This window comes from Streptomyces chiangmaiensis, assembly GCF_036281785.1.
GTDB classification, from domain to species: domain Bacteria; phylum Actinomycetota; class Actinomycetes; order Streptomycetales; family Streptomycetaceae; genus Streptomyces; species Streptomyces chiangmaiensis.
Genome location: NZ_JAYWVC010000074.1, coordinates 11,923 through 34,564, shown reverse-complemented (window position 1 = coordinate 34,564; position 22,642 = coordinate 11,923). Strand labels below are relative to the sequence as shown.

General features: G+C 69.8%; 17 protein-coding genes. 4 read left to right on the top strand and 13 right to left on the bottom strand.

The genetic code is table 11. The annotated features are described in order from the left end of the window. Positions 1 to 216: 216 nt before the first annotated feature. Together VXC91_RS21560 and VXC91_RS21555 are read right to left on the bottom strand one after the other, a co-directional pair. On the bottom strand, positions 217 to 414 hold the full coding sequence (locus VXC91_RS21560; protein ID WP_329508939.1) for an acyl-CoA carboxylase subunit epsilon: 198 nt from the start codon (positions 412 to 414) through the stop codon (positions 217 to 219). A 57-nt stretch (positions 415 to 471) separates the two neighbouring features. Beyond that, on the bottom strand, positions 472 to 2,064 hold the full coding sequence (locus VXC91_RS21555; RefSeq protein WP_329508938.1) for an acyl-CoA carboxylase subunit beta: 1,593 nt from the start codon (positions 2,062 to 2,064) through the stop codon (positions 472 to 474). Positions 2,065 to 3,011: 947 nt separating this feature from the next. Between VXC91_RS21555 and VXC91_RS21550 the strand changes: the two genes are divergently transcribed. Then, positions 3,012 to 3,614, top strand: a complete 603-nt coding sequence (locus VXC91_RS21550; RefSeq protein ID WP_329508941.1) for a YceI family protein — start codon at positions 3,012 to 3,014, stop codon at positions 3,612 to 3,614. Between the two features lie 232 nt (positions 3,615 to 3,846). Then, complete coding sequence (locus VXC91_RS21545) at positions 3,847 to 4,023, top strand: hypothetical protein (RefSeq protein ID WP_329508937.1); 177 nt, start codon at positions 3,847 to 3,849, stop codon at positions 4,021 to 4,023. Between the two features lie 13 nt (positions 4,024 to 4,036). Here the strand turns inward: VXC91_RS21545 and VXC91_RS21540 are convergent, their stop codons facing one another. Next, positions 4,037 to 5,380, bottom strand: coding sequence for a hypothetical protein (locus VXC91_RS21540; protein ID WP_329508936.1), 1,344 nt, complete (start codon positions 5,378 to 5,380; stop codon positions 4,037 to 4,039). 82 nt (positions 5,381 to 5,462) lie between these two features. After that, positions 5,463 to 8,486 carry a glycoside hydrolase family 3 protein gene (locus VXC91_RS21535; protein WP_329508935.1) on the bottom strand — a complete coding sequence of 1,008 codons (3,024 nt, stop codon included), beginning with the start codon at positions 8,484 to 8,486 and terminating at the stop codon, positions 5,463 to 5,465. A gap of 250 nt (positions 8,487 to 8,736) precedes the next feature. Between VXC91_RS21535 and VXC91_RS21530 the strand changes: the two genes are divergently transcribed. Then, a complete protein-coding gene (locus tag VXC91_RS21530; protein WP_329508934.1) occupies positions 8,737 to 10,605 on the top strand; it encodes a ricin-type beta-trefoil lectin domain protein in 1,869 nt (622 codons plus the stop codon). 58 nt (positions 10,606 to 10,663) lie between these two features. Here the strand turns inward: VXC91_RS21530 and cimA are convergent, their stop codons facing one another. The 8 genes from cimA to VXC91_RS21490 all read right to left on the bottom strand — a co-directional run bounded on the left by cimA (position 10,664) and on the right by VXC91_RS21490 (position 20,223). Beyond that, positions 10,664 to 12,268 carry a citramalate synthase gene (gene cimA, locus VXC91_RS21525; protein WP_329508933.1) on the bottom strand — a complete coding sequence of 535 codons (1,605 nt, stop codon included), beginning with the start codon at positions 12,266 to 12,268 and terminating at the stop codon, positions 10,664 to 10,666. 281 nt (positions 12,269 to 12,549) lie between these two features. Beyond that, positions 12,550 to 13,851 (bottom strand): MFS transporter, encoded by a 1,302-nt coding sequence (locus VXC91_RS21520; protein WP_329508932.1) that lies wholly within the window; start codon positions 13,849 to 13,851, stop codon positions 12,550 to 12,552. A gap of 174 nt (positions 13,852 to 14,025) precedes the next feature. Continuing rightward, positions 14,026 to 14,160, bottom strand: a complete 135-nt coding sequence (locus tag VXC91_RS21515; RefSeq protein WP_329508931.1) for a hypothetical protein — start codon at positions 14,158 to 14,160, stop codon at positions 14,026 to 14,028. A gap of 176 nt (positions 14,161 to 14,336) precedes the next feature. Further along, complete coding sequence (locus VXC91_RS21510) at positions 14,337 to 15,425, bottom strand: branched-chain amino acid aminotransferase (protein WP_329508930.1); 1,089 nt, start codon at positions 15,423 to 15,425, stop codon at positions 14,337 to 14,339. A 265-nt stretch (positions 15,426 to 15,690) separates the two neighbouring features. Next, positions 15,691 to 16,734, bottom strand: coding sequence for a 3-isopropylmalate dehydrogenase (locus tag VXC91_RS21505; RefSeq protein ID WP_329508929.1), 1,044 nt, complete (start codon positions 16,732 to 16,734; stop codon positions 15,691 to 15,693). Positions 16,735 to 16,975: 241 nt separating this feature from the next. After that, on the bottom strand, positions 16,976 to 17,107 hold the full coding sequence (locus VXC91_RS21500) for a hypothetical protein (protein ID WP_107116645.1): 132 nt from the start codon (positions 17,105 to 17,107) through the stop codon (positions 16,976 to 16,978). Between the two features lie 518 nt (positions 17,108 to 17,625). Then, complete coding sequence (pruA, locus tag VXC91_RS21495; RefSeq protein WP_329508928.1) at positions 17,626 to 19,257, bottom strand: L-glutamate gamma-semialdehyde dehydrogenase; 1,632 nt, start codon at positions 19,255 to 19,257, stop codon at positions 17,626 to 17,628. A 39-nt stretch (positions 19,258 to 19,296) separates the two neighbouring features. Further along, complete coding sequence (locus VXC91_RS21490) at positions 19,297 to 20,223, bottom strand: proline dehydrogenase family protein (RefSeq protein WP_329508927.1); 927 nt, start codon at positions 20,221 to 20,223, stop codon at positions 19,297 to 19,299. 160 nt (positions 20,224 to 20,383) lie between these two features. Here VXC91_RS21490 and VXC91_RS21485 point away from each other — a divergent pair, with 160 nt between their 5' ends. Further along, entirely contained in the window at positions 20,384 to 21,583 is a 1,200-nt protein-coding gene (locus VXC91_RS21485) for a PucR family transcriptional regulator (RefSeq protein WP_329508926.1), read from the top strand. Here VXC91_RS21485 and sigJ read toward each other — a convergent pair. After that, positions 21,580 to 22,524, bottom strand: a complete 945-nt coding sequence (gene sigJ, locus VXC91_RS21480) for an RNA polymerase sigma factor SigJ (protein ID WP_329508925.1) — start codon at positions 22,522 to 22,524, stop codon at positions 21,580 to 21,582. The genes VXC91_RS21485 and sigJ overlap by 4 nt on opposite strands. Positions 22,525 to 22,642 lie beyond the last annotated feature (118 nt).

Below are 22,642 nucleotides of genomic sequence, written 5' to 3'. Positions count from 1 at the left end.
GCTGATGGCCCGGTTGCGCTAGGCGGGCGACAACGGACAGCCGAGGCCCGGGAAGTACGCCGACCGCAGGCCACAGGTGGCTGTTCACGTGGTTCCCCGCGCCCCTTCTGGGGCGCGGGGATTTCTTTGTGTCCGCACCGTCGCAGCACCCGCACACCAAGAAGGGCCCCTCCGAGACGGTGGGGCCCTTCGAGAAGGGGCTGGGAAGCGCGCGGCCTAGCCGTGCCAGCTGTGCGGTACCCGGAAGCCCGGCTCGCGCTCCAGACGGCGCCAGCCGGCCTTGGCGCGGCCGCAATGGGCCTGGGCCGGCGTGGACGACTGGGCGGCCGCACGGGCCAGCAGTATGGCCGTGATGGCGGCCACTTCCTCGGGCTCGGCGTGGCCCTTCTCGACGCGAATATCAGGGATGTCCATGGGTGTCAGTCTCCGGGAGAGAGAGGTCCGCGGGGTTGCCGCGTTGGGTCCGCTGGGTTACTGCGGGGGGTTGCCGTGCTTGCGGGAGGGCAGGTCCGCATGCTTGGACTGCAGCATCGCCAGCGACTTGATCAGGACCTCGCGCGTCTCGGCGGGGTCGATCACGTCGTCCACGAGGCCACGTTCGGCCGCGTAGTACGGGTGCATCAGCTCGGACTTGTACTCCTTGACCATCCGCGCCCGCATGGCCTCCGGGTCCTCCGCGCCCGCGATCTGACGACGGAAGATCACATTTGCCGCGCCCTCCGCGCCCATCACGGCGATCTCGTTCGTGGGCCAGGCGTAGGTGAGGTCCGCCCCGATGGACTGGCTGTCCATCACGATGTAGGCACCTCCGTACGCCTTGCGCAGGATCAGCGAGATCCGCGGCACGGTCGCGTTGCAGTAGGCGTACAGCAGCTTCGCGCCGTGACGGATGATCCCGCCGTGCTCCTGGTCGACACCGGGCAGGAACCCGGGAACGTCCAGGAACGTCACCAACGGGATATTGAAGGCGTCACACATCTGGACAAAGCGCGCAGCCTTCTCCGATGCTTCGATGTCCAGCACCCCGGCCAGGGTCCCCGGCTGGTTGGCGATGATGCCCACCACCTGACCGTCGAGCCGGGCCAGCGCGCAGATGATGTTGCGCGCCCAGCGCTCGTGGATCTCGAGGTACTCGCCGTCGTCGACGATCTCCTCGATCACCTTGGCCATGTCGTACGGCCGGTTGCCGTCCGCCGGTACCAGGTCCAGCAGCACCTCGCTGCGTCGGTCCACCGCGTCCGCGCTCTCCACCCGCGGCGGGTTCTCCCGGTTGTTCTGCGGCAGCAACGACAGCAGGTAGCGCACCTCGGCGAGGCACGTCTCCTCGTCGTCGTAAGCGAAGTGGCAGACGCCGGAGGTCTCGGCGTGCACATCCGCCCCGCCCAGCCCGTTCTGGGAGATCTCCTCACCCGTCACGGCCTTGACCACGTCGGGGCCGGTGATGAACATCTGCGACGTCTCGCGGACCATGAACACGAAGTCCGTGAGAGCCGGACTGTAGGCCGCGCCGCCCGCGCACGGGCCCAGCATCACGCTGATCTGCGGGATGACACCGGATGCCCGGGTGTTGCGCTGGAAGATGCCGCCGTAGCCCGCCAGCGCCGAGACACCCTCCTGGATGCGGGCGCCCGCACCGTCGTTCAGGGAGACCAGCGGCGCACCGGCCGCGATGGCCATGTCCATGATCTTGTGGATCTTCGTGGCGTGGGCCTCGCCCAGCGCACCACCGAAGACACGGAAGTCATGGGCGTAGACGAAGACCGTCCGACCCTCCACCGTGCCCCAGCCGGTGACCACACCGTCGGTGTACGGCTTCTTGGTCTCCAGACCGAACCCGGTCGCCCGGTGCCGGCGCAGCTGCTCGACCTCCTGGAAGGAGCCCGGGTCCAGGAGCAGTTCGACACGCTCCCGGGCGGTCAGCTTGCCCTTGGCGTGCTGCGCCTCGGTGGCCTTCTCGCTGGGCCCGGCCAGCGCGTGCGCACGGATCTCGTGCAGCTCGGCGACCCGCCCGCGCGCATCCGTGGGCTCGCTCCCGGAATCTACAGCCTCGTCCAAAACGGTCATGTAGCGACCTTACGAAGTCCACCAAGCAAAGAGGGCCGTCGACTCCGTACAGTCTCCGGCCCGTTTTCCTGGTACCACTGAACAGAATCCGAACCGGATGCAGCCCATCTGACTGTTTGGGGGGATTGGGCGTTGTGGGGGTCTCACAAAGCGCTCACTCGAGAGCCACCTCACATCGAGAGGTCGCACATGCCATCCCCGGGGTGACACCGAGCCCCGAACGGCGGCGCGTCCGACCCGACTTCGACGGTCGGACCGGCGCCTGCGACGCCCGCGCCGAGCGGCCACGAACGATCTTCCCGGGTTCGCCCGAAGAGGTGACTCGCTCGTATGGACCGGCGCGATGCGGACCAGGAGCACTCCCACCGGGGCCGACGCGTTGCGTCCGTTCACGGTACCGGTCCGCCGGAACCTCTCCGCCGGCGGGCCCAGGGCACCTGGACCTGGCCACAGACCCTGCACGTCGTCCACGGGCGGTGAGGCTTCGGACCTGCCGTCGGGATCGCCCGAAGGCGTAGCGTTGCCGGAGGAAGCCGAGCGCCGGAGCCGCGATCGCGGGGAGAGCGCGGCCGAGGCCGCCGGTGCGGGCGGGACAAGAGGCGCGGGCCCCGGCCGTACGGTCGCCCCCGTACGGAGGCTGACCGCGAGCCGGCGGACCTGGAGGGCGCCGAACTCGTCGGCGTGGTCCGGGGTTTCGTCGCGGCGGACCGCCGGCCGACGTCCCGGCCGGTGGTCGTGCCGTCGGGGCCGCGACGACGAACGCGCGACGGCCGGGCGTGACGGGTCGGCATCCTCGCGCAGGGACCGCCGAACAGCGTGACGCGCGCGACACACGCGGGATAATGTTTGAAACTTGAATGGAATAGGTCTACGGTCGACCGCGTTAACATCGTTGAAGATTGAACATCTTCGAGATCGCTGACCTACCCGTCCCCAAGGAGCATGTCATGGGCATCTTCGGCCGCAAGAACACCGACACCACCAGCGCCCCCGCCGCGACGAACCCGGAGCTCGCCGCGCTGACCGGCACGTACACGGTGGACCCGTCCCACACCACGATCGGCTTCGTGGCCCGCCACGCCATGGTCACGAACGTCAAGGGCGGCTTCCAGGAGTTCGAGGGCACGCTGTACCTGGACGGCTCCGACCCGTCGAAGTCCACCGCCTCCATCGACGTCACGATGGACAGCATCGAGACGGGCTCGGCCGACCGCAACGGCCACCTCAAGAGCTCCGACTTCTTCAACACCGAAGAGCACCCCAAGATGACGTTCCGCTCCACCAAGGCCGAGGCGCTGGGCGGCGACGACTACCGGATCACCGGTGACCTCACGATCCTCGGCACGACCAAGCCGCTCACCATCAACCTGGAGTTCAACGGCGTCGCGAAGGACCCGTTCGGCAACGAGCGTGTCGGCTTCGAGGGCAAGGCGGAGATCCTGCGCTCGGAGTGGGGCCTGACCTGGAACGCGGCCCTGGAGACCGGTGGTGTGCTGGTCTCGGACAAGATCAAGCTGGTCTTCGACATCTCGGCCATCAAGCAGGCGTAACACCCGCCGACCCCGCCGCGCGCCTCCTTCCGGGCGACCGGCCGAACGCCGCCCGTCCTCCGTCGCCGCGCGACCGGAGGGCGGGCCGTCGTCGTTCGCGTGGCATGCGACGTCGGGCGAGATCGCCGCGGCCGAGCGGCATCGTCCGCAATCGCTGACCCGGGTCTTCGCCGAACTGGAGGCCGAGGGGCTGGTCGCACACCGGCCGGGCACGGTCGACCGGCGTCAGTCCGTGCCGACGCTCACCGAGCAGGGCCGCCGGGCGCTGGAGCGGGACATGGCCGAGCGCGACGCCTGGCCGGCCGCGGCCCTCGCCTCATTCAGCGAGACCGGGCGCGGGGTGCTCACACCGGCGAGCGCGCTCATGGAGCGGCTCGCGCACGTGGATCTCCCCGGCGGCCGGGCGTGAACCCCCGGCCGGTTCAGAAATCGCCGCCGAAGTCCCCGCCGCCGAAGTCCCCTGATCCGCCGTCGCCGAAGCCGCCGCCGAAGTCTCCGGGGGCGAAGTCCGCTCCGGAGACGTCTCCTCCCGCGTAGCCGCCGAAGTCGCCGTAGCCCGCGCCGTAGTCGGCCGCGTACGACGGCGTGGCCATCATGCTGCCCAGGAGCGTGCCGACCAGCAGCCCGGGCAGGATGCCGCCGCCGAAGTAGCCGCCTGCCCAGGGGCCGTAGGCGGGGCCCGCGTCCCAGTACGGGCGGCGGCCGTACTCCGTGTCCACCTCGCGGATCGCGGGGTCGCGGCCGTCGGCCAGCCGGGCCCGGTCCGCGGCGCAGACCGGGACCTCGCGCGGGGCGCCGCCCGCGGGCGTCCAGGTCGCGTCGGCGACGGACGGACCGTGGCGTGGGTCGAAGAAGCAGGGCGGCCGGCGCTCGGGCAGCGGACGGCCCTCGCGGCGGGCGGCGAGCAGCGCCAGCGAGAAGCGGCCGTCCTCCAGTGCCTGGGTGACGGCCTTCACGTCCTCCGGGCGCTGCGCCGCGGCCATGGCGGACTTCGCCTGGTCGTACGCGTTCAGTGCCCGCTCGTAGTCCTCGCGCATCGCGTCGTTCGCGCCCGGCTCCCCCGGTTGGAAGTCGAGGCGGTCCAACTCCTCACCGAAGGCGGTGATGTCCTCGTCGACCACGACCCGCAGCTTGTCCAGTGCGGCCCGCTGCTCCTCCGCATGACGGCGCCGGTTGCGTCGCACCAGCGCATAGGCCCCTGTGGCTCCGGCGACGAGCACCACGGCCACCGTGATCAGCGCCGTGGACGAGACCCCGCTGTCACGGCCCGAGCCGCCCCAGGTCGATGGGGCGTGCCCGCGGACGTTGGCGAGCGCGCGGTCGGTGAAGTCGTCGAGCTGAGCCTTGGCGGACTCGCCCTGCACGCTGGTGACCAGGTTCTGCACGGCGGTGCGGGGCAGCACCGAGGAGTCGGCCCGGGCGTCGAAGCGGTCGCCGAGGCGGATCGCATACAGGCCGGTGATGCCGGTTGCCGTGCGAAGGTCGGCGAAAAGGTTCTGCGTGGGGTAGCCGGCGGGCAGGACGGCCACGAAGACCGGTTTGCCGGCGTCCACGATCTTCTTCGCCAGGGCGTCGGCGTCCCGGGTGGACAGCTGTCCGGAGGCCGCCGGATCGACGTAGACCGGTCCCGTGCGCAGCGCCGTGGCGACGGTCGAGACGTCCGTCGCCGCCTGCGCGCGCGGCACACCCGCGTACAACACCGCCAGGGCCGCCATGAGCAGGGCGACCAGCGGTACGACGAGCCCTTTGACCAGTACCACCTTCATACTTCGACGCTACCCGAAGGCGGCCGGAACAGGTCAGCCGGGCGGGGGCGGTGCCGGAGTGCACCGCCCCCGCCCGGACAGGTCAGGCCACCGCTCGGTACGCCTGCGTCAGCTTCGCCACCGCCGCCGCGTACTTCCCCGTGAGCAGCAGATGGTCGGCGTCCGCGAACGGTGCGGAGGCCGCCGCCGTGAGCGCGGATCCCGCCTTCTGCTGCACGAGCAGCCGGGCCTTGGTGACGATGTCACGGCCCGCCGACGCGGAGCCCGCCCGCTCGGCCACGGCCGCCGCCCGCTCCAGCGCCTTCAGGGACGCCACGCCGCCGTCCGGAACCTTGGTGAGCGTGGTCAGACCCCAGCCGTAGGGGAACTGCGGGTCGTACGAGGTGTCGCCCACGTTGATCGGCAGCTGTTCCTGCGACCGGGGCCAGGTGACGGGGAGCTGCCCGGTGAAGGGCCGCGCGCCGTACAGGACGTCGGCGACGCCCTCGCCCTCGGTGCCGGGGAGCCAGGAGGCGACCAGCGCGTCGATCCCGTCGAGCCGGTCGCCGATCAACTGGGGCCGGCCGGAGACGATCAGCACCGCGCACTTCATGGCCGCGCACACCTTGTCCACGGCGGCCTTGTCGGCGGCGGACAGCTGGAGATCGTGTCCGTTGCCGACGTCACCGACACCCTCGGCGTACGGGGTCTCGCCGACGACGACCACACCCACGTCGTAGCCGTCGATCGGCGCGGAGGCGTCCTTGGAGTAGGTGACGTTCCCGCCGGCCTCGCGCATGCCCTGGAGGACGGTCGTGCCCTTGGTGATGTTCCCGGAGGAGCCCTGCCAGGTGAGGGTCCAGCCACCGGTCTGGTTGCCGATGTCGTCGGCGTTGGACCCGGCGACGTACACCTTCTCGCTCTTCTTCAGCGGCAGCAGCCCGCCGCTGTTCTTCAGCAGCACCTGCGACTCGGCGGCGGCCTGGCGGGCCACCGCCCGGTGCGCCGCCGAGCCGATCGCGGCTGCGCCGCTCGTGTCGGCGTAGGGGTGCTCGAACAGGCCCAGCCGGAACTTCTGGGTCAGGATCCGGGAGACGGCGTCGTCGATCCGCCGCTCGCCGATCCGGCCTGCCGTCACCTCGTCGATGAGCGTGGCGGTGAAGTCCTTGTAGGCGTACGGCACCATCATCATGTCGACGCCCGCGTTCACGGACGTACGCACGTGGGCCGGGTAGTCGCCGGGGAGCTGGTCGATGGCGTTCCAGTCACTGATGACGAAGCCGTCGAAGCCCATGCGGTCCTTGAGGACACCGTTGATCATGTCCGCGCGGGCGTGCATCTTCACCGGGCCCTGCCCGTCGCCGATGATGTCGAGCGACGAGTACGACGGCATGACGGTGCCGATGCCCCGGTCGACGGCCGTGCCGAACGGTGCCAGGTGGATGGCCTCCAGCTGCTGCCGGGTGACCGTGGTGACGCCCTGGTCGACGGTGTACTTCCCGGTGGTCGAGGAGCCGTACGCGGTGCCGCCGTCGCCGACGAAGTGCTTGGCGGTGGCGAGGACCTTGTCGCCCCGGCTCAGGTCCTTGCCGTTCGCGCGGCCCTGGAGGCCTTGGATGACGGTCTCCATGGACTGGACGAGGGCCGGGTCCTCGCCGAAGGACTCGTAGGAGCGGCCCCAGCGTTCGTCACGGCTCACGCACAGACAGGGCGCGAAGTCCCAGGGGATGCCGGTCGCCCGGACCTCGGCGGCCGTCACCGCGCCGGCCTTCTCGGCGAGCCCGGGATCCCGGGTGGCGCCGATGCCGATGTTGTGCGGCATGACGGTGGCGCCGGCCAGGTTGTTGTGGCCGTGAACCGCGTCGACGCCGTAGATCAGCGGGATCTGAAAGCGGGTGGCCTGGGCCCGGAGCTGGAAGCCGTCGACCATCTTCGCCCAGGCCGCAGGGGTGTTGGGCGTGGGCGTGGAGCCGCCGCCGGACAGGAGCGAGCCGAGGTCGTAGTCGGCGATGTCGCCCGGGCGGGACATGGCGCCGCGCTCGGCCTGGGTCATCTGGCCGGCCTTCTCCTGCAGCGACATACGGCCGAGTAGGTCGGCGACCCGCTTCTTCACGGGCAACTTGGCGTTCAGGTACGGCAGTCCGTGGGCGTCGACGACGATCTGCGGGGTCTCGGCGGGGGCCTTGGCGCCGGTCACCGTGAGCTTGAGGGGGATCGTCTCCGCGGACTCGGCGGACCCGTCCTTGAGGGTCGGGACCTGGATGGTCTGCACGGCGCCGGAGGCCGTGCCGGCGGGGAAGGTGAGGGTGCCGGAGACCGGGGTGTAGTCCTTGCCGGGCTCGGCGGTACCGCCGGCCGTCTCGTAGGTGACGGTGACCGGGTCGTCGATCGGGGCGGAGCCAGTGGTGGCGACGGTGACCTTGACGGTGGCCGTGCCGCCCTCGCCGACCGGGTAGACGCCGGCGTCGGTGGTGACCGAGGCCCGCAGGGACTGGTCCGCCTTGCCGTACAACTCCACGTCGTCCATGGCGAACTGCCCCTTGACGCCGACGGGGAGCGTGACGGCGTACCCCCACATCTGGGTCAGTCCGAGGACGTGGTCGATACCGCCGACGGGCTGGTAGTCCGTGCGATAGATGAAGTCGGCGAACGGGATCTCGATCTGCTTCCAGCCGGTGAAGTCGTCGGTGAACGAGGTGGTCCACAGCTCGGAGGCCTCGCCGTTCGCGCCACCGTCCTTGATCTCGAAGGCGATCTTCTTGCCGTTGTTCTGACCGTCCCACCAGAAGCGGATGCCCTTGCGGGCGGACCAGTCGTGGGCGGGCTGATCGGCGGCGAAGTCGTGGGTGAAGCCGCCGTAACCGCTGATCTCGTAGGTGCCGGTGAGGACCTTGGCGCCCTCGGGGGCGTCCGTGCGATCGGTGAGTTGCAGGGCGGGCGGGTCGTCGCTGTCACCGCCCCAGGTGAAGATGCCGTCGGCGGGCTGCTTCGCGAACGGCACCTCCCCTTCGAAGCGGTCGACCGGGACGGGCGCGGGGTCGTCCGCGCCGGACGCGGAACCGGCGGCGGTCAGCGGGAGCAGGGCGGTGAGCAGGGCGGCGGAGGCGAGCAGGGCGGTTCTTCGCATGGACCTTTCCCCTTGGCTCTCGTAGTCCACGAACGTGAGCTTACGACTTAGATCACGGCGTGAGTTAACTGGCGCACCAGGAAGCCGTCAAGACTTCACACCAGAACAGGTACAGACCCAAGTCCCTCCGGAATCAGGCCCGTTGTTCCTTCGGAAACTGAACGCACGCCCTCTTGACGACGCTACGGTGCCGTCATTTACTCACGCCTCGCACGCCTCCCATCCCCCACCCCCAGAAGGGCGGCGCACCATGAGAACACCCCTGCGCGCGGTTCACGTGCTCCTCGCCGGACTGCTGACCACCGCCGGACTGACCGCTGCGGGCACCGCGCCGGCGCATGCCGCCGGGGAACAGATCACGGCTTGGCTCACCACGACCGACGACTCCGGCGGACGCCATGTCGTACGCGGGTTGCAGGCACAGACCCCGTTCGCCTTCCAGTCGGGCACCGGCGGTGGCGGCGAGAACATCACGGTCGACGAGAACACCCGGTACCAGATGTTCACCGGCGGCGGGGCGTCCTTCACGGACACCGCGGCGTGGTTGATGAACAGCAGCGGGGCGCTCTCGCAGGCGACGCGGGACGCGACCATGCGGAAGCTGTTCTCGCCGTCGGAGGGCATCGGGTTGTCGTTTCTGCGCAATCCGATGGGCGCCTCCGACCTGGCGCGCTTCGGATACACCTACGACGACGTCCCGGGCGGCCAGACGGACCCGAACCTGACGAAGTTCTCCGTCGAGCACGACCTGGCCGACGTGGTGCCGTTGACCAAGCAGGCGCTGCAGTTCAACCCCTCGCTCACGGTGATGGCCAGCCCGTGGACGGCGCCCGCCTGGATGAAGGACAGCGGCCAGCTCAACGGGGGCTGGCTGAAGGCCGAGGACTACGGGGCCTACGCCTCGTACTTCGTGAAGTACCTCCAGGCCTACCGCGACCAGGGCGTCCCCGTCTCCTACGTCACGGCCCAGAACGAGCCGACGTGCTGCTCGGGCTACCCGTCGATGAGCTGGAACGCGTCCGGGCTCGCGTACTTCACGAAGAACGAGCTGCTGCCCAAACTCCAGGCGGCGGGTCTGCCGACCAAGGTCCTGGCGCACGACTGGAACTGGGACACCTACGACGGCTACGCGGCGCAGACGGTGAACGACGCGGCGATCCGCTCCCACCCGAACTTCGGCGGCATCGCCTGGCACGGGTACGGCGGTGACGTCACGAAGCAGACGACCGTGCACAACCAGTACCCGCAGCTGGACGCGTTCGGCACGGAGCACTCCGGCGGCACCTGGATCGCCAACCAGCAGCGCGAGGACATGCTCAACATCGTCGACTACACGCGGAACTGGGCGAAGTCCGTGACGAAGTGGTCACTGGCGGTGGACCAGAACAGGGGGCCGCACAACGGAGGTTGCGGTACCTGCACCGGGCTGATCACGGTCCACAACGGGGACGGTGCGAGCGGGACGGTCGACTACACGATCGAGTACTACACGATGGGCCACCTGACGAAGTTCGTCCGGCCGGGCGCGCAGCGCATCGCGTCGACGGCGAGCTCGGCGGTGCCGAACGTGGCGTGGCGGAACCCGGACGGCTCGAAGGCGCTGATCGCCTACAACGACGCGACCTCCGCGAAGACGGTGACGATCAACTGGGGTTCGCAGCACGCGACGTACTCGCTGCCGGGCAAGACGTCGGCGACGTTCACCTGGTCGGGCACCCAGTCCGGCGGTGGTGACCGGACTGGGGCGTTCGTGGGGCTCGCGGGCAAGTGCCTGGACGTGGCGGGCGCCTCGTCGGCGAACGGGACGGCGGTACAGCTGTACGACTGCAACGGCACGAGTGCCCAGCGGTGGACGGTGAAGACCGACGGGTCCGTCCAGGCGCTGGGGAAGTGCCTGGACGTATCGGGAGGCTCGACGGCGAACGGCGCGAAGGTGCAGCTGTACGACTGCAACGGCACGGGAGCACAGCGGTGGTCGTACAACTCCGCGACGGGTGACGTGGTCAACATCGCGGCGGACAAGTGCCTCGACGTGACCGACAACTCGTCGGCGAACGGGGCACGGGCGCAGATCTGGTCGTGCACGGGCGCGGCGAACCAGAAGTGGCGGTTGCAGTAGCCCGAGCGGGGCTGAAGGGTGCCGCCCGCACCCTTCAGCCCCGAACCCGTCCGAGGGGCTACTCCGCCGGTACCACTCCCGCCCGCAGCAGGCCGTACGCGTAGGCGTCCTCCAGCGCCTGCCACGACGCGGCGATCACGTTGTCCGCCACGCCGACCGTGGACCACTCACCGGTGCCGTCCGACGTGGAGATGAGCACACGGGTCGTGGACTGGGTGCCGTGCTTGCCCTCCAGGATGCGGACCTTGTAGTCGACCAGGTCGAGGGCGGCGAGCTCGGGGTAGATCTTCTCCAGGGCGACCCTGAGGGCGCGGTCCAGGGCGTTGACGGGGCCGTTGCCCTCCGCCGTCGCGACGATTCGTTCGGCCTTGGCCCAGAGCTTGACCGTGGCCTCGTTGGCGTGGGTGCCGTCGGGGCGGTCCTCGACGATGGCCCGCCAGGACTCCGTGCGGAAGTAGCGCAGCGGCCTGCCGGCCACCTCCTCGCGCAGGAGGAGCTCGAAGCTCGCGTCGGCCGCCTCGTACGTGTAGCCCTGGAGCTCGCGTTCCTTCACGCGCTCCACGACCCGGCCGACCAGCTCCCGGTCGCCCCCCAGATCCACGCCCAGTTCCTTGCCCTTGAGCTCCACCGACGCGCGGCCCGCCATGTCGGAGACCAGCATCCGCATGGTGTTGCCGACGCGCTCGGGGTCGATGTGCTGGTACAGGTCCGGGTCCACCTTGATCGCGGACGCGTGCAGGCCAGCCTTGTGCGCGAAGGCCGAGACGCCCACGTACGGCTGATGCGTGGAGGGCGTGAGGTTGACCACCTCCGCGATCGCGTGCGAGATACGGGTCATCTCGCGCAGCCTGCCCTCGGGCAGCACCTTCCTGCCGTACTTCAGCTCCAGGGCCGCCACCACCGGGAACAGGTTCGCGTTGCCCACCCGCTCGCCGTACCCGTTCGCCGTGCACTGCACATGAGTGGCGCCGGCGTCGACGGCGGCGAGGGTGTTCGCGACCGCGCATCCCGTGTCGTCCTGGGCATGGATGCCGAGCCGGGCTCCGGTGTCCGCCAGGACCGTCGCCACCACCGCCTGGACCTGTGCCGGCAGCATGCCGCCGTTGGTGTCGCAGAGGATGACCACGTCCGCGCCCGCCTCCGACGCGGCACGGACCACGGCCTTCGCGTACTGCGGGTCGGCCCGGTAGCCGTCGAAGAAGTGCTCGCAGTCGACGAAGACCCGGCGGCCCTCGGCCCGCAGATGGGAGACCGTGTCGCGGATCATCTCCAGGTTCTCGTCGAGCGTCGTACGCAGGGCCAGTTCCACGTGACGGTCGTGCGACTTGGCAACCAGGGTGATCACTTGCGCGCCCGACTCCAGCAGCGCCTTGACCTGCGGATCCTCTGCCGCCTTGCCGCCTGCCCGGCGCGTCGCGCCGAAGGCGACGAGCTGGGCGTGCCGGAACGCGATCTCCTGCTGGGCCCGGGCGAAGAACTCAGTGTCGCGCGGGTTGGCGCCGGGCCAGCCGCCCTCGATGAAGCCCACGCCGAAGTCGTCCAGGTGCCGTGCGATGGCCAGCTTGTCCGCCACGGTGAGGTTGATGCCCTCACGCTGCGCACCGTCGCGCAGCGTCGTGTCGAAGACGTGGAACGAGTCGTCGAGCTCACTGGTTTCCGTCATGGTCTCAAGGCTCCTGTTTTGGATCTCGGTCTACCGGAATGACCGGTTCCACCGTCCCCCCATGGTCCCTCGCGCGGGCCTCCCGGCTGCAGGTGGGCCAGGAAAACGAAAAACCTCTCGCGGGTGCGAGAGGTCTGCGCGCGGGTCGAGGACGACGGTGGCCGCCCGTACCTGGTCGTACGAAGCGGTCACTGCGGACCGGCGCGCCTGCTGCCAATCATCATGGCGAACGAGAGCACGGGGGCAGTCTGGCACATTCCGCCCCCGCGCTCACCGCCGTCTCAGGATGCGGTCGTCGCGGCGGACGGCTCGGACGCCTTGATCCGTGTCAGATCGAGGTCCCGGGTCTCCCGCATGGTGAGGTAGACCACAAGGGACACGGCCGAACAACCCGCCACGTACCAGTAGAAGCCGGACTCGGCGCCCGAGCTCTTGAACCACAGCGCCACGTATTCCGCCGTGCCGCCGAAGAGCGCGTTGGCGAGGGCGTACGGCAGGGCGACGCCCAGGGCGCGCACCCCTGTCGGGAACAGTTCCGCCTTCACACAGGCGTTGATCGAGGTGTAGCCGGTGACCACGACCAGGGCCAGCAGGGACAGGCCGAGCGCCGGCCAGAAGCTGCCCGCTTCCTTGAGCATCGTCATGATCGGCACGGTCAGGAACGTGGAGCCGACCGCGAAGGTGATCAGCAGCGGGCGGCGCCCGATACGGTCGGAGAGCCGCCCGGCGAGCGGCTGGAGGCAGGCGAAGACGATCAGCGCGGTGAAGGAGACGAGGGTCGCGGTCTCCTTGGACAGACCCGCCGAGTTCGACAAGTACTTGGTCAGATACGTGGTGTACGTGTAGTACGCGACCGTGCCGCCCATGGTCAACGCCATCACCAGGAGGGCCTCACGCCTGTGCCGCCACAGCGCGCGCAGCGTGCCGCGCTCCTCGCCACCGGTCTCGTCGGCCTCGTAGATCTCCGTCTCCAACATGTTCCGCCGCAGATAGAAGACCACCGCGGCGCCGAGCGCGCCCACCACGAACGGGATGCGCCAGCCGTAGCTGTGCAGCGCGTCGTCGGACAGCGTGCGCTGGAGGACGATCTGCAGGCCCAGTCCGACGATCTGACCCGCGGTCATCGACACGTACTGGAAGCTGGAGGCGAAACCGCGCCGCTTCGGTTCGGACGCCTCGGTGAGATAGGTCGCGCTGGCCGCGTACTCGCCGCCCACCGAGAGGCCCTGCAGCAGGCGGGCGACGAGCAGCACGAGGGCGCCACCGTACCCGGCGACGGCATACGTCGGCGCGATCGCGATGAGGATCGCCGAGGCGGACATCAGCGTGACCGTGAGGGTCAGCGCGGCCTTGCGGCCCCTGCGGTCACCTACCCGGCCGAGCAGCCAGCCGCCGACCGGGCGCATGAAGAAGCCGACGGCGAAGATGCCCGCGGTGTTCATGAGCTGGGCCGTGGGGTTTCCGTCCGGGAAGAACGCCCCGGCGAAGTAGGTGGCGAAGCTGGCGTAGACGAACCAGTCGTACCACTCCACCATGTTGCCGGCCGAGCCGATCCAGATCCTCTTCACATGCTCTCGTCCCATGGGCCGTAACGTGCCGGGCGTTCGCGGTTGCGACAAGAGCGCCTCGGGTTTCGTACATTGCGTTCACGGTGCAGGCGGCCCGGGTCACCTCGGCCGACGTACGAAGACGTCCTCCGCGTCGTCGTCGTTGCCGCCGGGCACGAGATCGGCGGGGCGAGGTGAAGCCACGCCTGATCAGCTGTCCGCGAGCGCCGGGCGTCCCAGTGAGTCGTCCAGGAACTCCCGTACGCGGCCGAGGATCTGTTCCCGGCCGGTGCCCCGCAGACGCGGGCCGCACACGGTGCGCGCGAGGGGCGACCGTGAGTTCAACCGTGTTCCCTCCCCCACCCCGACTTCGCGCAAGGGAAGGCGACCTCCCCCGCGAAATCAGTGGATACCCGTCCGGTGAGGCCGGTGCGCGTCGAACGAACCGCCGAGTAGCCCGGTCACCGCCGAGCCCGCCCGGAAGGGACATCGCGGGCGGGCTCGGCGCTTCTTCGGACGACTCAGCCGAGCTGGTGCATCCAGCCGTGCGTGTCCTCACGGGTGCCGCGCTGAAGGTCCAGCAGGGCCTCGCGCAGCTTGAGAGTGACCTCCCCCGGCTCCCCGCCGGACTGCTTCCACTCGGCGTCCGCGCGCTTGACCGTACCGACCGGGGTGATGACCGCCGCGGTGCCGCAGGCGAAGACCTCGGTGAGGGTGCCGTTCTCGGAGTCGGCCTGCCACTCGCCGATGGAGAGGCGCCGCTCCTCCGCCTCGTAACCGAGGTCACGGGCGACGGTGAGAAGGGAGTCGCGGGTGACGCCCTCCAGGATCGAACCGGTGAGCGACGGGGTGACGATCTTGTCCCCGTACACGAAGTAGAGGTTCATGCCGCCGAGTTCCTCGACCCACTTGTGCTCCACGGCGTCGAGGTAGCAGACCTGGTCGCAGCCCTTGACCGCGGCCTCGGCCTGGGCCAGCAGGGAGGCCGCGTAGTTGCCGCCCGTCTTGGCGTCGCCCATGCCACCGGGGACGGCACGGACGCGGTCCTCCGACACCCAGATGGAGACCGGCTTGACGCCGCCCGCGAAGTAGGCGCCCGCGGGAGAGGCGATCACCAGGAAGAGGTACTCGTTGGCCGGCTTCACGCCGAGGCCGACCTCAGTGGCGATCATGAACGGGCGCAGATAGAGCGACTCCTCGCCGCCGTGCGCCGGCACCCACCCCTCGTCCTGCTGGACGAGGAGGTCGCATGCCTCGATGAAGGTCTCCACCGGCAGCTCGGGCATCGCCAGTCGCCGGGCGGAGCGCTGGAAGCGACGGGCGTTCATCTCCGGGCGGAAGGTGGCGACCGAGCCGTCGGGCCGACGGTACGCCTTGAGACCTTCGAAGATCTCCTGTGCGTAGTGCAGCACGTTGGTGGCGGGGTCGAGCGAGATCGGAGCGTAGGGAACGAGCTGGCCGTCGTGCCAGCCCCGCCCCTCTGTCCACTTGATCGTCACCATGTGGTCGGTGAAGTGGCGGCCGAACCCGGGGTTGGCCAGGATCGCCTCCCGCTCCGCGTCGGAGAGCGGGTTGGCAGAGGGCTTCAGCTCGATCGTGGGCGTCGTCATGTGTGGTTGTCCTTCACCGGTTGTGTTGACGGGCCGCGCTCACGCCCGCACCACCCATGACAGGTGATAGGACGTCCGAGCATTCCCTCATTCCGCGGCTCTTCGTTCGATTATCGCAAGCGGGGAGTCGTGCCCGAAACGGTGTGAATGCGGCCCTTGGGGTAGCCCAGGGGTGGGTCGATGGTGACACCCGGCGAAGGCATGGGAAAGCCGCCGGGCGCAAGGACGACCCGGCGGCCTTCTCAGGGAGTGTGAGCGGCGCGGGTCAGCCGGCTGCTCGTACGGCGAGCGCGTCGCCGATCTCGTCGGTGGTGCGGGCGGACGCGCCCACGCGCTCGGCGAGGTCGACGGAGACGGCCTCCTCGATACGGGCGGCCTCGGCCTCGTAGCCGAGGTGACGCAGCAGAAGGGCGACCGACAGCACGGTGGCAGACGGGTCGGCCTTGCCCTGGCCCGCGATGTCGGGCGCCGAGCCGTGCACGGGCTCGAACATCGACGGGAACGCGCCGGACGGGTTGATGTTGCCGGAGGCCGCGACCCCGATACCGCCGGAGATCGCGGCGGCCAGGTCGGTGATGATGTCGCCGAAGAGGTTGTCGGTGACGATCACGTCGAAGCGTTCGGGCTGCGTGACGAGGTAGATCGTCGCGGCGTCCACGTGCATGTACTCCGTGGTGACGTCGGGGAACTCCTCCCCCACCTTGGCGAAGATGTCCGTCCACAGGTGACCGGCGTGCACCAGCACGTTGTTCTTGTGGACGAGGGCCAGCTTCTTGCGGGGGCGGGCCTGTGCGCGGGCGTAGGCGTCGCGCACGACGCGCTCGATGCCGAAGGCGGTGTTGAGCGAGACCTCGGTGGCGACCGCGTGCGGGGTACCACCGCGGATGGTGCCGCCGTTGCCTGTGTACGGGCCCTCGGTGCCCTCGCGGACCACCACGAAGTCGATCTCGGGCTGGCCCGCGAGCGGGGTCTCGACACCCGGAAGCAGCTTGGAGGGCCGCAGGTTGACATGGTGGTCGAAGGCGAAACGAAGCTTGAGCAGGAAGCCGCGCTCCAGGACACCGGAGGGCACCGACGGGTCGCCGATGGCACCGAGCAGGATCGCGTCGTGCTGCTTCAGCTGCTCCAGGTCGGCGTCGGTGAGCGTCTCGCCGGTGGCGTGGTACCGCCGGGCGCCGAAGTCGTACTCCTTGGTCTCCAGCTTCACATCCTGCGGAAGGACGGCAGAGAGGACCTTCAGCCCCTGGGCCACGACCTCCTGGCCGATGCCGTCACCGGGGATCACTGCGAGATTGATGCTGCGAGACATGACGGCACCGTACTCCGTGTCCCATGGAATGACACAGGACGTCCAGGATACGGACATGCCGGTATCGTCGCAGCGCCGTGCCGTCACCCGTACGGAGGGCGGCCGCCGGAGATCCTCAGTACGTCGCCCGGTGACGCGAGGCGTCCGGCCGCGCGGCGCCCCATGCGGGTGCGGCTCCCGGCCGCATGGGGCGATCATCCGCCGGGCGGGTGAACTGTGAAGGTGCCTGTCTGGGCGCGGCTCAGTGGCCGGTCTCGCCGCCGTTGTCCCGGCGGTCGAGTGCGCGCTGGAGCGCGGCGGCGGCCTTCTTGCGGTCGGACTCGCTCGTGCGGGAAACGTGACGGACTCGGCGGCGGGCGGTCGTCTCGGCCATGGGGAATCGACTCCTTCGAGAACCCGGAGCACAGAAAGGGTGACGAGACTCCCCCACTGCCTGATGGGCGTGGGCGGTGCCCCCAGAGGAGCGGGGAGCGGTGCCGCAGGGGTTGCCTGCACGGGGCCCGGCTCACGACCGCCAATCGCTCGATCAAGCGAGACGTTCGACTCCTACAAAGCTAAGCGAGGAGCGGGCGTCTGTCTCCACAATTACTCGGACTTCCTACTATCTGAGACAGCCGATCGGGTCACACGCCCGTGACCTGCGCAGACGTTGGGTACCCGATTGCCCGTCCCCCTGATGGCGCAGAGCCGACGGTCCTTCGGGCCTGGTACGCACGGCGTACACCGTGCGCGGCAGGGACACGCGCCAGGTTTCCGTCCGGGCGGACGGCGGCTTCGCGGCGCCGGCCTGCCGGTCGCACCCGGACCGCACGAACTGCGAAGGCTGAACATGAAGACCGCCCCCGTCCTCGGTCGTCGAAACCCAGGGCGGGGGCGGCGCTCAGGGGGGCGTCAGCCCATGTGCGGGTAGGTGTAGTCCGTCGGCGGGACCAGAGCCTCCTTGATCGCACGGGTCAGGGTCCAGCGCAGCAGGTTCTGCGGCGCGCCCGCCTTGTCGTTGGTGCCGGAGGAACGGCCGCCACCGAAGGGCTGCTGGCCGACCACGGCGCCGGTCGACTTGTCGTTGATGTAGAAGTTGCCGGCCGCGTACCGCAGCTTCTCGGCCGTGTACGCCGCCGCGGCACGGTCGTTGGCGATGACCGAACCCGTCAGCGCGTAGTCGGAGACCGACTCCATCTGGGCGAGCATCTCGTCGTACTTCTCGTCCTCGTAGACGTGCACCGCGAGGATCGGGCCGAAGTACTCCGTCTTGAAGACCTCGTTCTCCGGGTCGGTGCACTCGATGACGGTCGGGCGCACGAAGTAGCCCACCGAGTCGTCGTAGGAGCCGCCCGCGACGACGGTGCAGGCCGGGTCCTCCTCGGCGCGGTCGATCGCGGCCTTGTTCTTGGCGAAGGCGCGCTCGTCGATGACGGCGCCGATGAAGTTCGACAGGTCGGTGACGTCACCCATGGTCAGGTGGTCGACCTCGGCCGCGAACTCCTCCTTGAAGCCGGAGTTCCAGATCGACGCCGGGATGTAGGCCCGGGAGGTCGCCGAACACTTCTGGCCCTGGTACTCGAAGGCACCGCGGGTCAGCGCCGTCTTCAGGACCGCGCGGTCGGCGCTCGGGTGCGCGACGACGAAGTCCTTGCCACCGGTCTCGCCGACCAGGCGCGGGTAGGAGCGGTACTTCTCGATGTTGCTGCCGATCGTCTTCCACAGGTACTGGAAGGTCTTGGTCGAGCCGGTGAAGTGGATGCCCGCGAGGTCGCGGTGCTCGAGGGCGACCTTGGAGACCTCGATGCCGTCACCGGTGACGAGGTTGATGACGCCCTTGGGCAGACCCGCCTCCTCCAGCAGCTGCATGAGCAGCACGGCGGCGTGGGTCTGCGTCGGGGACGGCTTCCAGACCACGACGTTGCCCATCAGCGCGGGCGCGGTGGGCAGATTGCCCGCGATCGCCGAGAAGTTGAACGGCGTGATCGCGTAGACGAAGCCCTCGAGCGGACGGTGGTCGAGGCGGTTCCAGACGCCCGGGGAGTTGGCCGGGGGCTGCTCGGCCAGGATCTGGCGGGCGTAGTGCACGTTGAAGCGCCAGAAGTCGACCAGCTCGCACGGGGAGTCGATCTCCGCCTGCTGGGCCGTCTTCGACTGGCCGAGCATGGTGGAGGCGGCGATGGTCTCGCGCCAGGGGCCGGCCAGCAGCTCGGCGGCGCGCAGGATGATTGCCGCGCGGTCGTCGAAGGACATCGCGCGCCAGGCGGGCGCGGCGGCGAGGGCCGCGTCGATGGCGTCCTTGGCGTCCTGCTGGGTGGCGTTGCGGAGCGTGCCGATGACGGCCTTGTGGTTGTGCGGCTGGACGACCTGGAAGGCCTCGCCGCCGCCCAACCGCTTCTCGCCGCCGATGGTCATCGGCAGGTCGATCGGGTTCTCGGCCAGCTCCTTGAGCTTGGCCTCCAGGCGAGCGCGCTCGGGCGAGCCGGGGGCATAGCCGTGCACCGGCTCGTTGACGGGGGTGGGGACCTGGGTCACAGCGTCCATGAGATCCGTAACTCCTTGATCTTGAGCGGGTGTTCGGGTTCAGCCCTTGCTGACCATCGAGCGGACGAAGAAGCGCAGGTTCGCCGGCTTCTCCGCGAGACGGCGCATGAAGTAGCCGTACCAGTCGGTGCCGTAGGCGGTGTACACGCGCATCCGATGGCCTTCGGCGGCCAGGCGCAGGTGCTCGTCGCTGCGGATGCCGTACAGCATCTGGAACTCGTACTCGTCGAGCTTGCGCCCGGCGCGCCGGGCGAGCTCCTGCGCGATGGAGATCAGCCGCGGGTCGTGGGAACCGATCATCGGGTATCCCTCGCCCTCCATGAGGGTCCTCATGACGCGGACGTACGCCTTGTCGATCTCGGCCTTCTGCTGGTACGCGACCGACGCCGGCTCCTTGTACGCCCCCTTCACGATACGCACCCGGCTGCCGCTCGCGGCGAGGCGGCGGGCGTCCTCCTCGGTGCGGAAGAGGTAGGCCTGGATCACGCATCCGGTCTGCGGGAAGTCCTTCCGCAGTTCCTCGTGGACGGCGAACATCGAGTCCAGGGTGGTGTGGTCCTCGGCGTCCAGCGTGACCGTCGTGCCGATCGCGGCGGCGGCCTCGACGACCGGGCGGACGTTGGCGAGGGCCAGCTCATGGCCGTTCTCCAGGGCCTGGCCGAACATCGAGAGCTTGACGGACATCTCCGCCTCCGTGCCGAGCTCCAGGTCCTTGAGGCGGTCGATCAGCTGCAGGTACGCGTCCCGCGCGGCCGCAGCCTGCTCCGGGGTCGTGATGTCCTCGCCGACGACGTCCATGGTGAGCTCGAGTCCCCTGCCGGTGAGCTCCTCGATGATCGGGACGACCTCGTCGACGGTCTCACCGGGGATGAAGCGGTCGACGACCTGCTTGGTCACCGGGGCCGCCGAGATCAGACGGCGCATCCGGTCGCTGCGCGACGCGGCGAGAATCACGGGACCCAGCACGGGGCACCTCCACAGGGCAACAGGAGGCCGAATCCCGACCATTCGGGTACGGCACGGAGAACCACCGTGAAACCTAAGGATCCCTTCGATCGTCGGCCATCGACAGCTGTCACGCATCCGTGCCCTGGATCTCAGACATCTGTATGAGGCGGGCGAGAAAATGCGGGAGAATGCCCGTGTGGCGGATGTTTTCAAGGCAGGCCGCGGGGATTACCAGGAGCTCGTCGACGAGATCTCGGCGCTGCTCGGTGCCCCCGCGACCCTGGAGAACCGGGACTTCGAGCTGATCGCCTTCGCCGCCTACGACAGCGACGGCGAGTTCGACGAGGCGGACCTCGACCCGGTCCGCACCCGCTCGATCCTCACCCGCCGCTCCACGGCGGCGGTGCGCAGATGGTTCGAGGGATTCGGCATCACCCGCGCCACCGGGCCGGTACGCATTCCGCCGACTCCGGAGGCGGGGGTCTACCGGGGAAGGATCTGTCTGCCGGTACGCCATCGGAGTGTCGTCCTCGGGTACGTGTGGCTGCTGGCCGACGAGCCGGGCCCGTCCGAGGCACAGCTGTCCGCGGCGATGGAGGTCGCCGCACGCATCGGCGACCTGCTCGCGGACGAGGCGCAGGCGGGCGCGGACCTGACGCGCGAACTGCGCGCGGTCCTGACCGCGGAGCGCGGCTGGCAGCAGGACATGGCGGTGGCGGAGCTGCGCACAGCGCTCGGCGCACGGGCCGAGGGGCTGCACACGGTGGTCTGTGTCGCCCCATGGCCCTCGGCCGACCCGGACGAGGCGCCTTCCGTCCGTACGCTGCCGGCCGCGACCGCGCTGTGCGTGGTGCCGTGGGACGGGCTGGGCCAGTGCCTGGCCGTGCTGGTGCGGCTTCGCTCGGCCGAGGTGCTCACTCCGGCGCTGGGTGCCGCCGCCCGGCTGCTGCGGGAGGCTGAGGACCCGCGTGCCGCTGCCGGGGTGGCCGATGCGCGCCACGGCCTGGCCGAGCTGGGCGCCGCCTGGCAGGAGGCGTCGGGGGCGGCCCGTGCGGCGCTGGCGGAGCCCCGGCTGGGCCCGGTGGCCGAGTGGACGTCCATCGGGCCGTACCGTCTGCTGACCTCGCTCCCTCCCCGGGCCGCCCAGGACCCGGCCGTACGGGCCCTGCTCTCCCCCGTCCACCGCGAACTCGCGCACACGGCGGAGGTGTTCCTGGACTGCGCGGGGCAGGCCGGGCGCACGGCCGCCGCGCTGGGCATCCATCGGCAGACGCTGTACTACCGCCTGGCGCGCGTCGAGCAACTCACCGGCCTGGACCTGGACGACGGCGAGGCCCGCCTGCTGCTGCACATGGCCCTGAAGAGCGCGCGGCTTTAGCGATCCGTCCAGGGGCGGAGTTTCTCCGGGTTACGGATCACCCAGATGCGGGCGATGCGGGCGCCGGTGAGTTCGAACGCCGCCACGGTCACGGTGACGCCGGAGCGCTGGGCGACCAGGCCGGGCTGACCGTTGACCGCCCGCTCCAGAAGCGTCAGCCCAGGCGCGATGTCGGCGATGCGCAGGATGTACGCGGCGATCCGCTCGCTGCCCTCGACGGGGGGAACGACGGTGGCGGCCAGTCCGCCGCCGTCGGCGGTCAACGTGGCGCCGGGGTCGAGAAGCCCTACGAGTGCCTCGATGTCCCTGGCCTCCCACGCCTCCTTGAAACTCCGTACCAGACCGGCCCGCCCGGCCACCGGAACCGCCGAAGCCTCCGCAGCGGACGCGGCACGCACACGCCGACGAGCCGAAGACGCCAGTTGGCGGCAGGCCACCGGCGTCCGGCCGACGATCACGGCGATCTCGGCGAAGGCGTACCGGAAGACGTCGTGCAGGATGAACGCGACGCGTTCGGCGGGGGTCATCGACTCGAGGACGACGAGGAAGGCCATGTCGACCGACTCGTCCAGGGTGACCCGGCCGGCGGGGTCGGCCGCGTCACCGCTCACCGGTCCGCTGATCCACTCCGTGCGGTCGAGCAGCGGCTCAGGTATCCACTCGCCGACGTACCGTTCGCGCCGGACCCGCGCCGAGCCGAGCAGGTCCAGGCAGATACGGCCGGCCACCGTCGTCAGCCAGGCGCCGGGCGACTCGACGGCCTCCCGCTGTGCCCGCGGCATCGCGTACCAGCGGGCGTACGCCTCCTGCACTACGTCCTCGGCCTCGGTCAGCGAACCGAGCAGACGGTAGGCGACATTGGTCAGATGGCGCCGCTCGCCGACGATCGCGCTCAGGCCCCCTTCGGACCGGTCATGCCCTGGCTCGGGTGTGGTGCTCATGACTACGACGTCCCCCGGTCCCCTCGTCCGCCTCTGTCCGCATCCGCTCCCGCCACTTCCGCGAAACTCCGCACCGGACGGTGAAGCCGGGCGCTTCGCCTCACATTCCAGGGGTCTG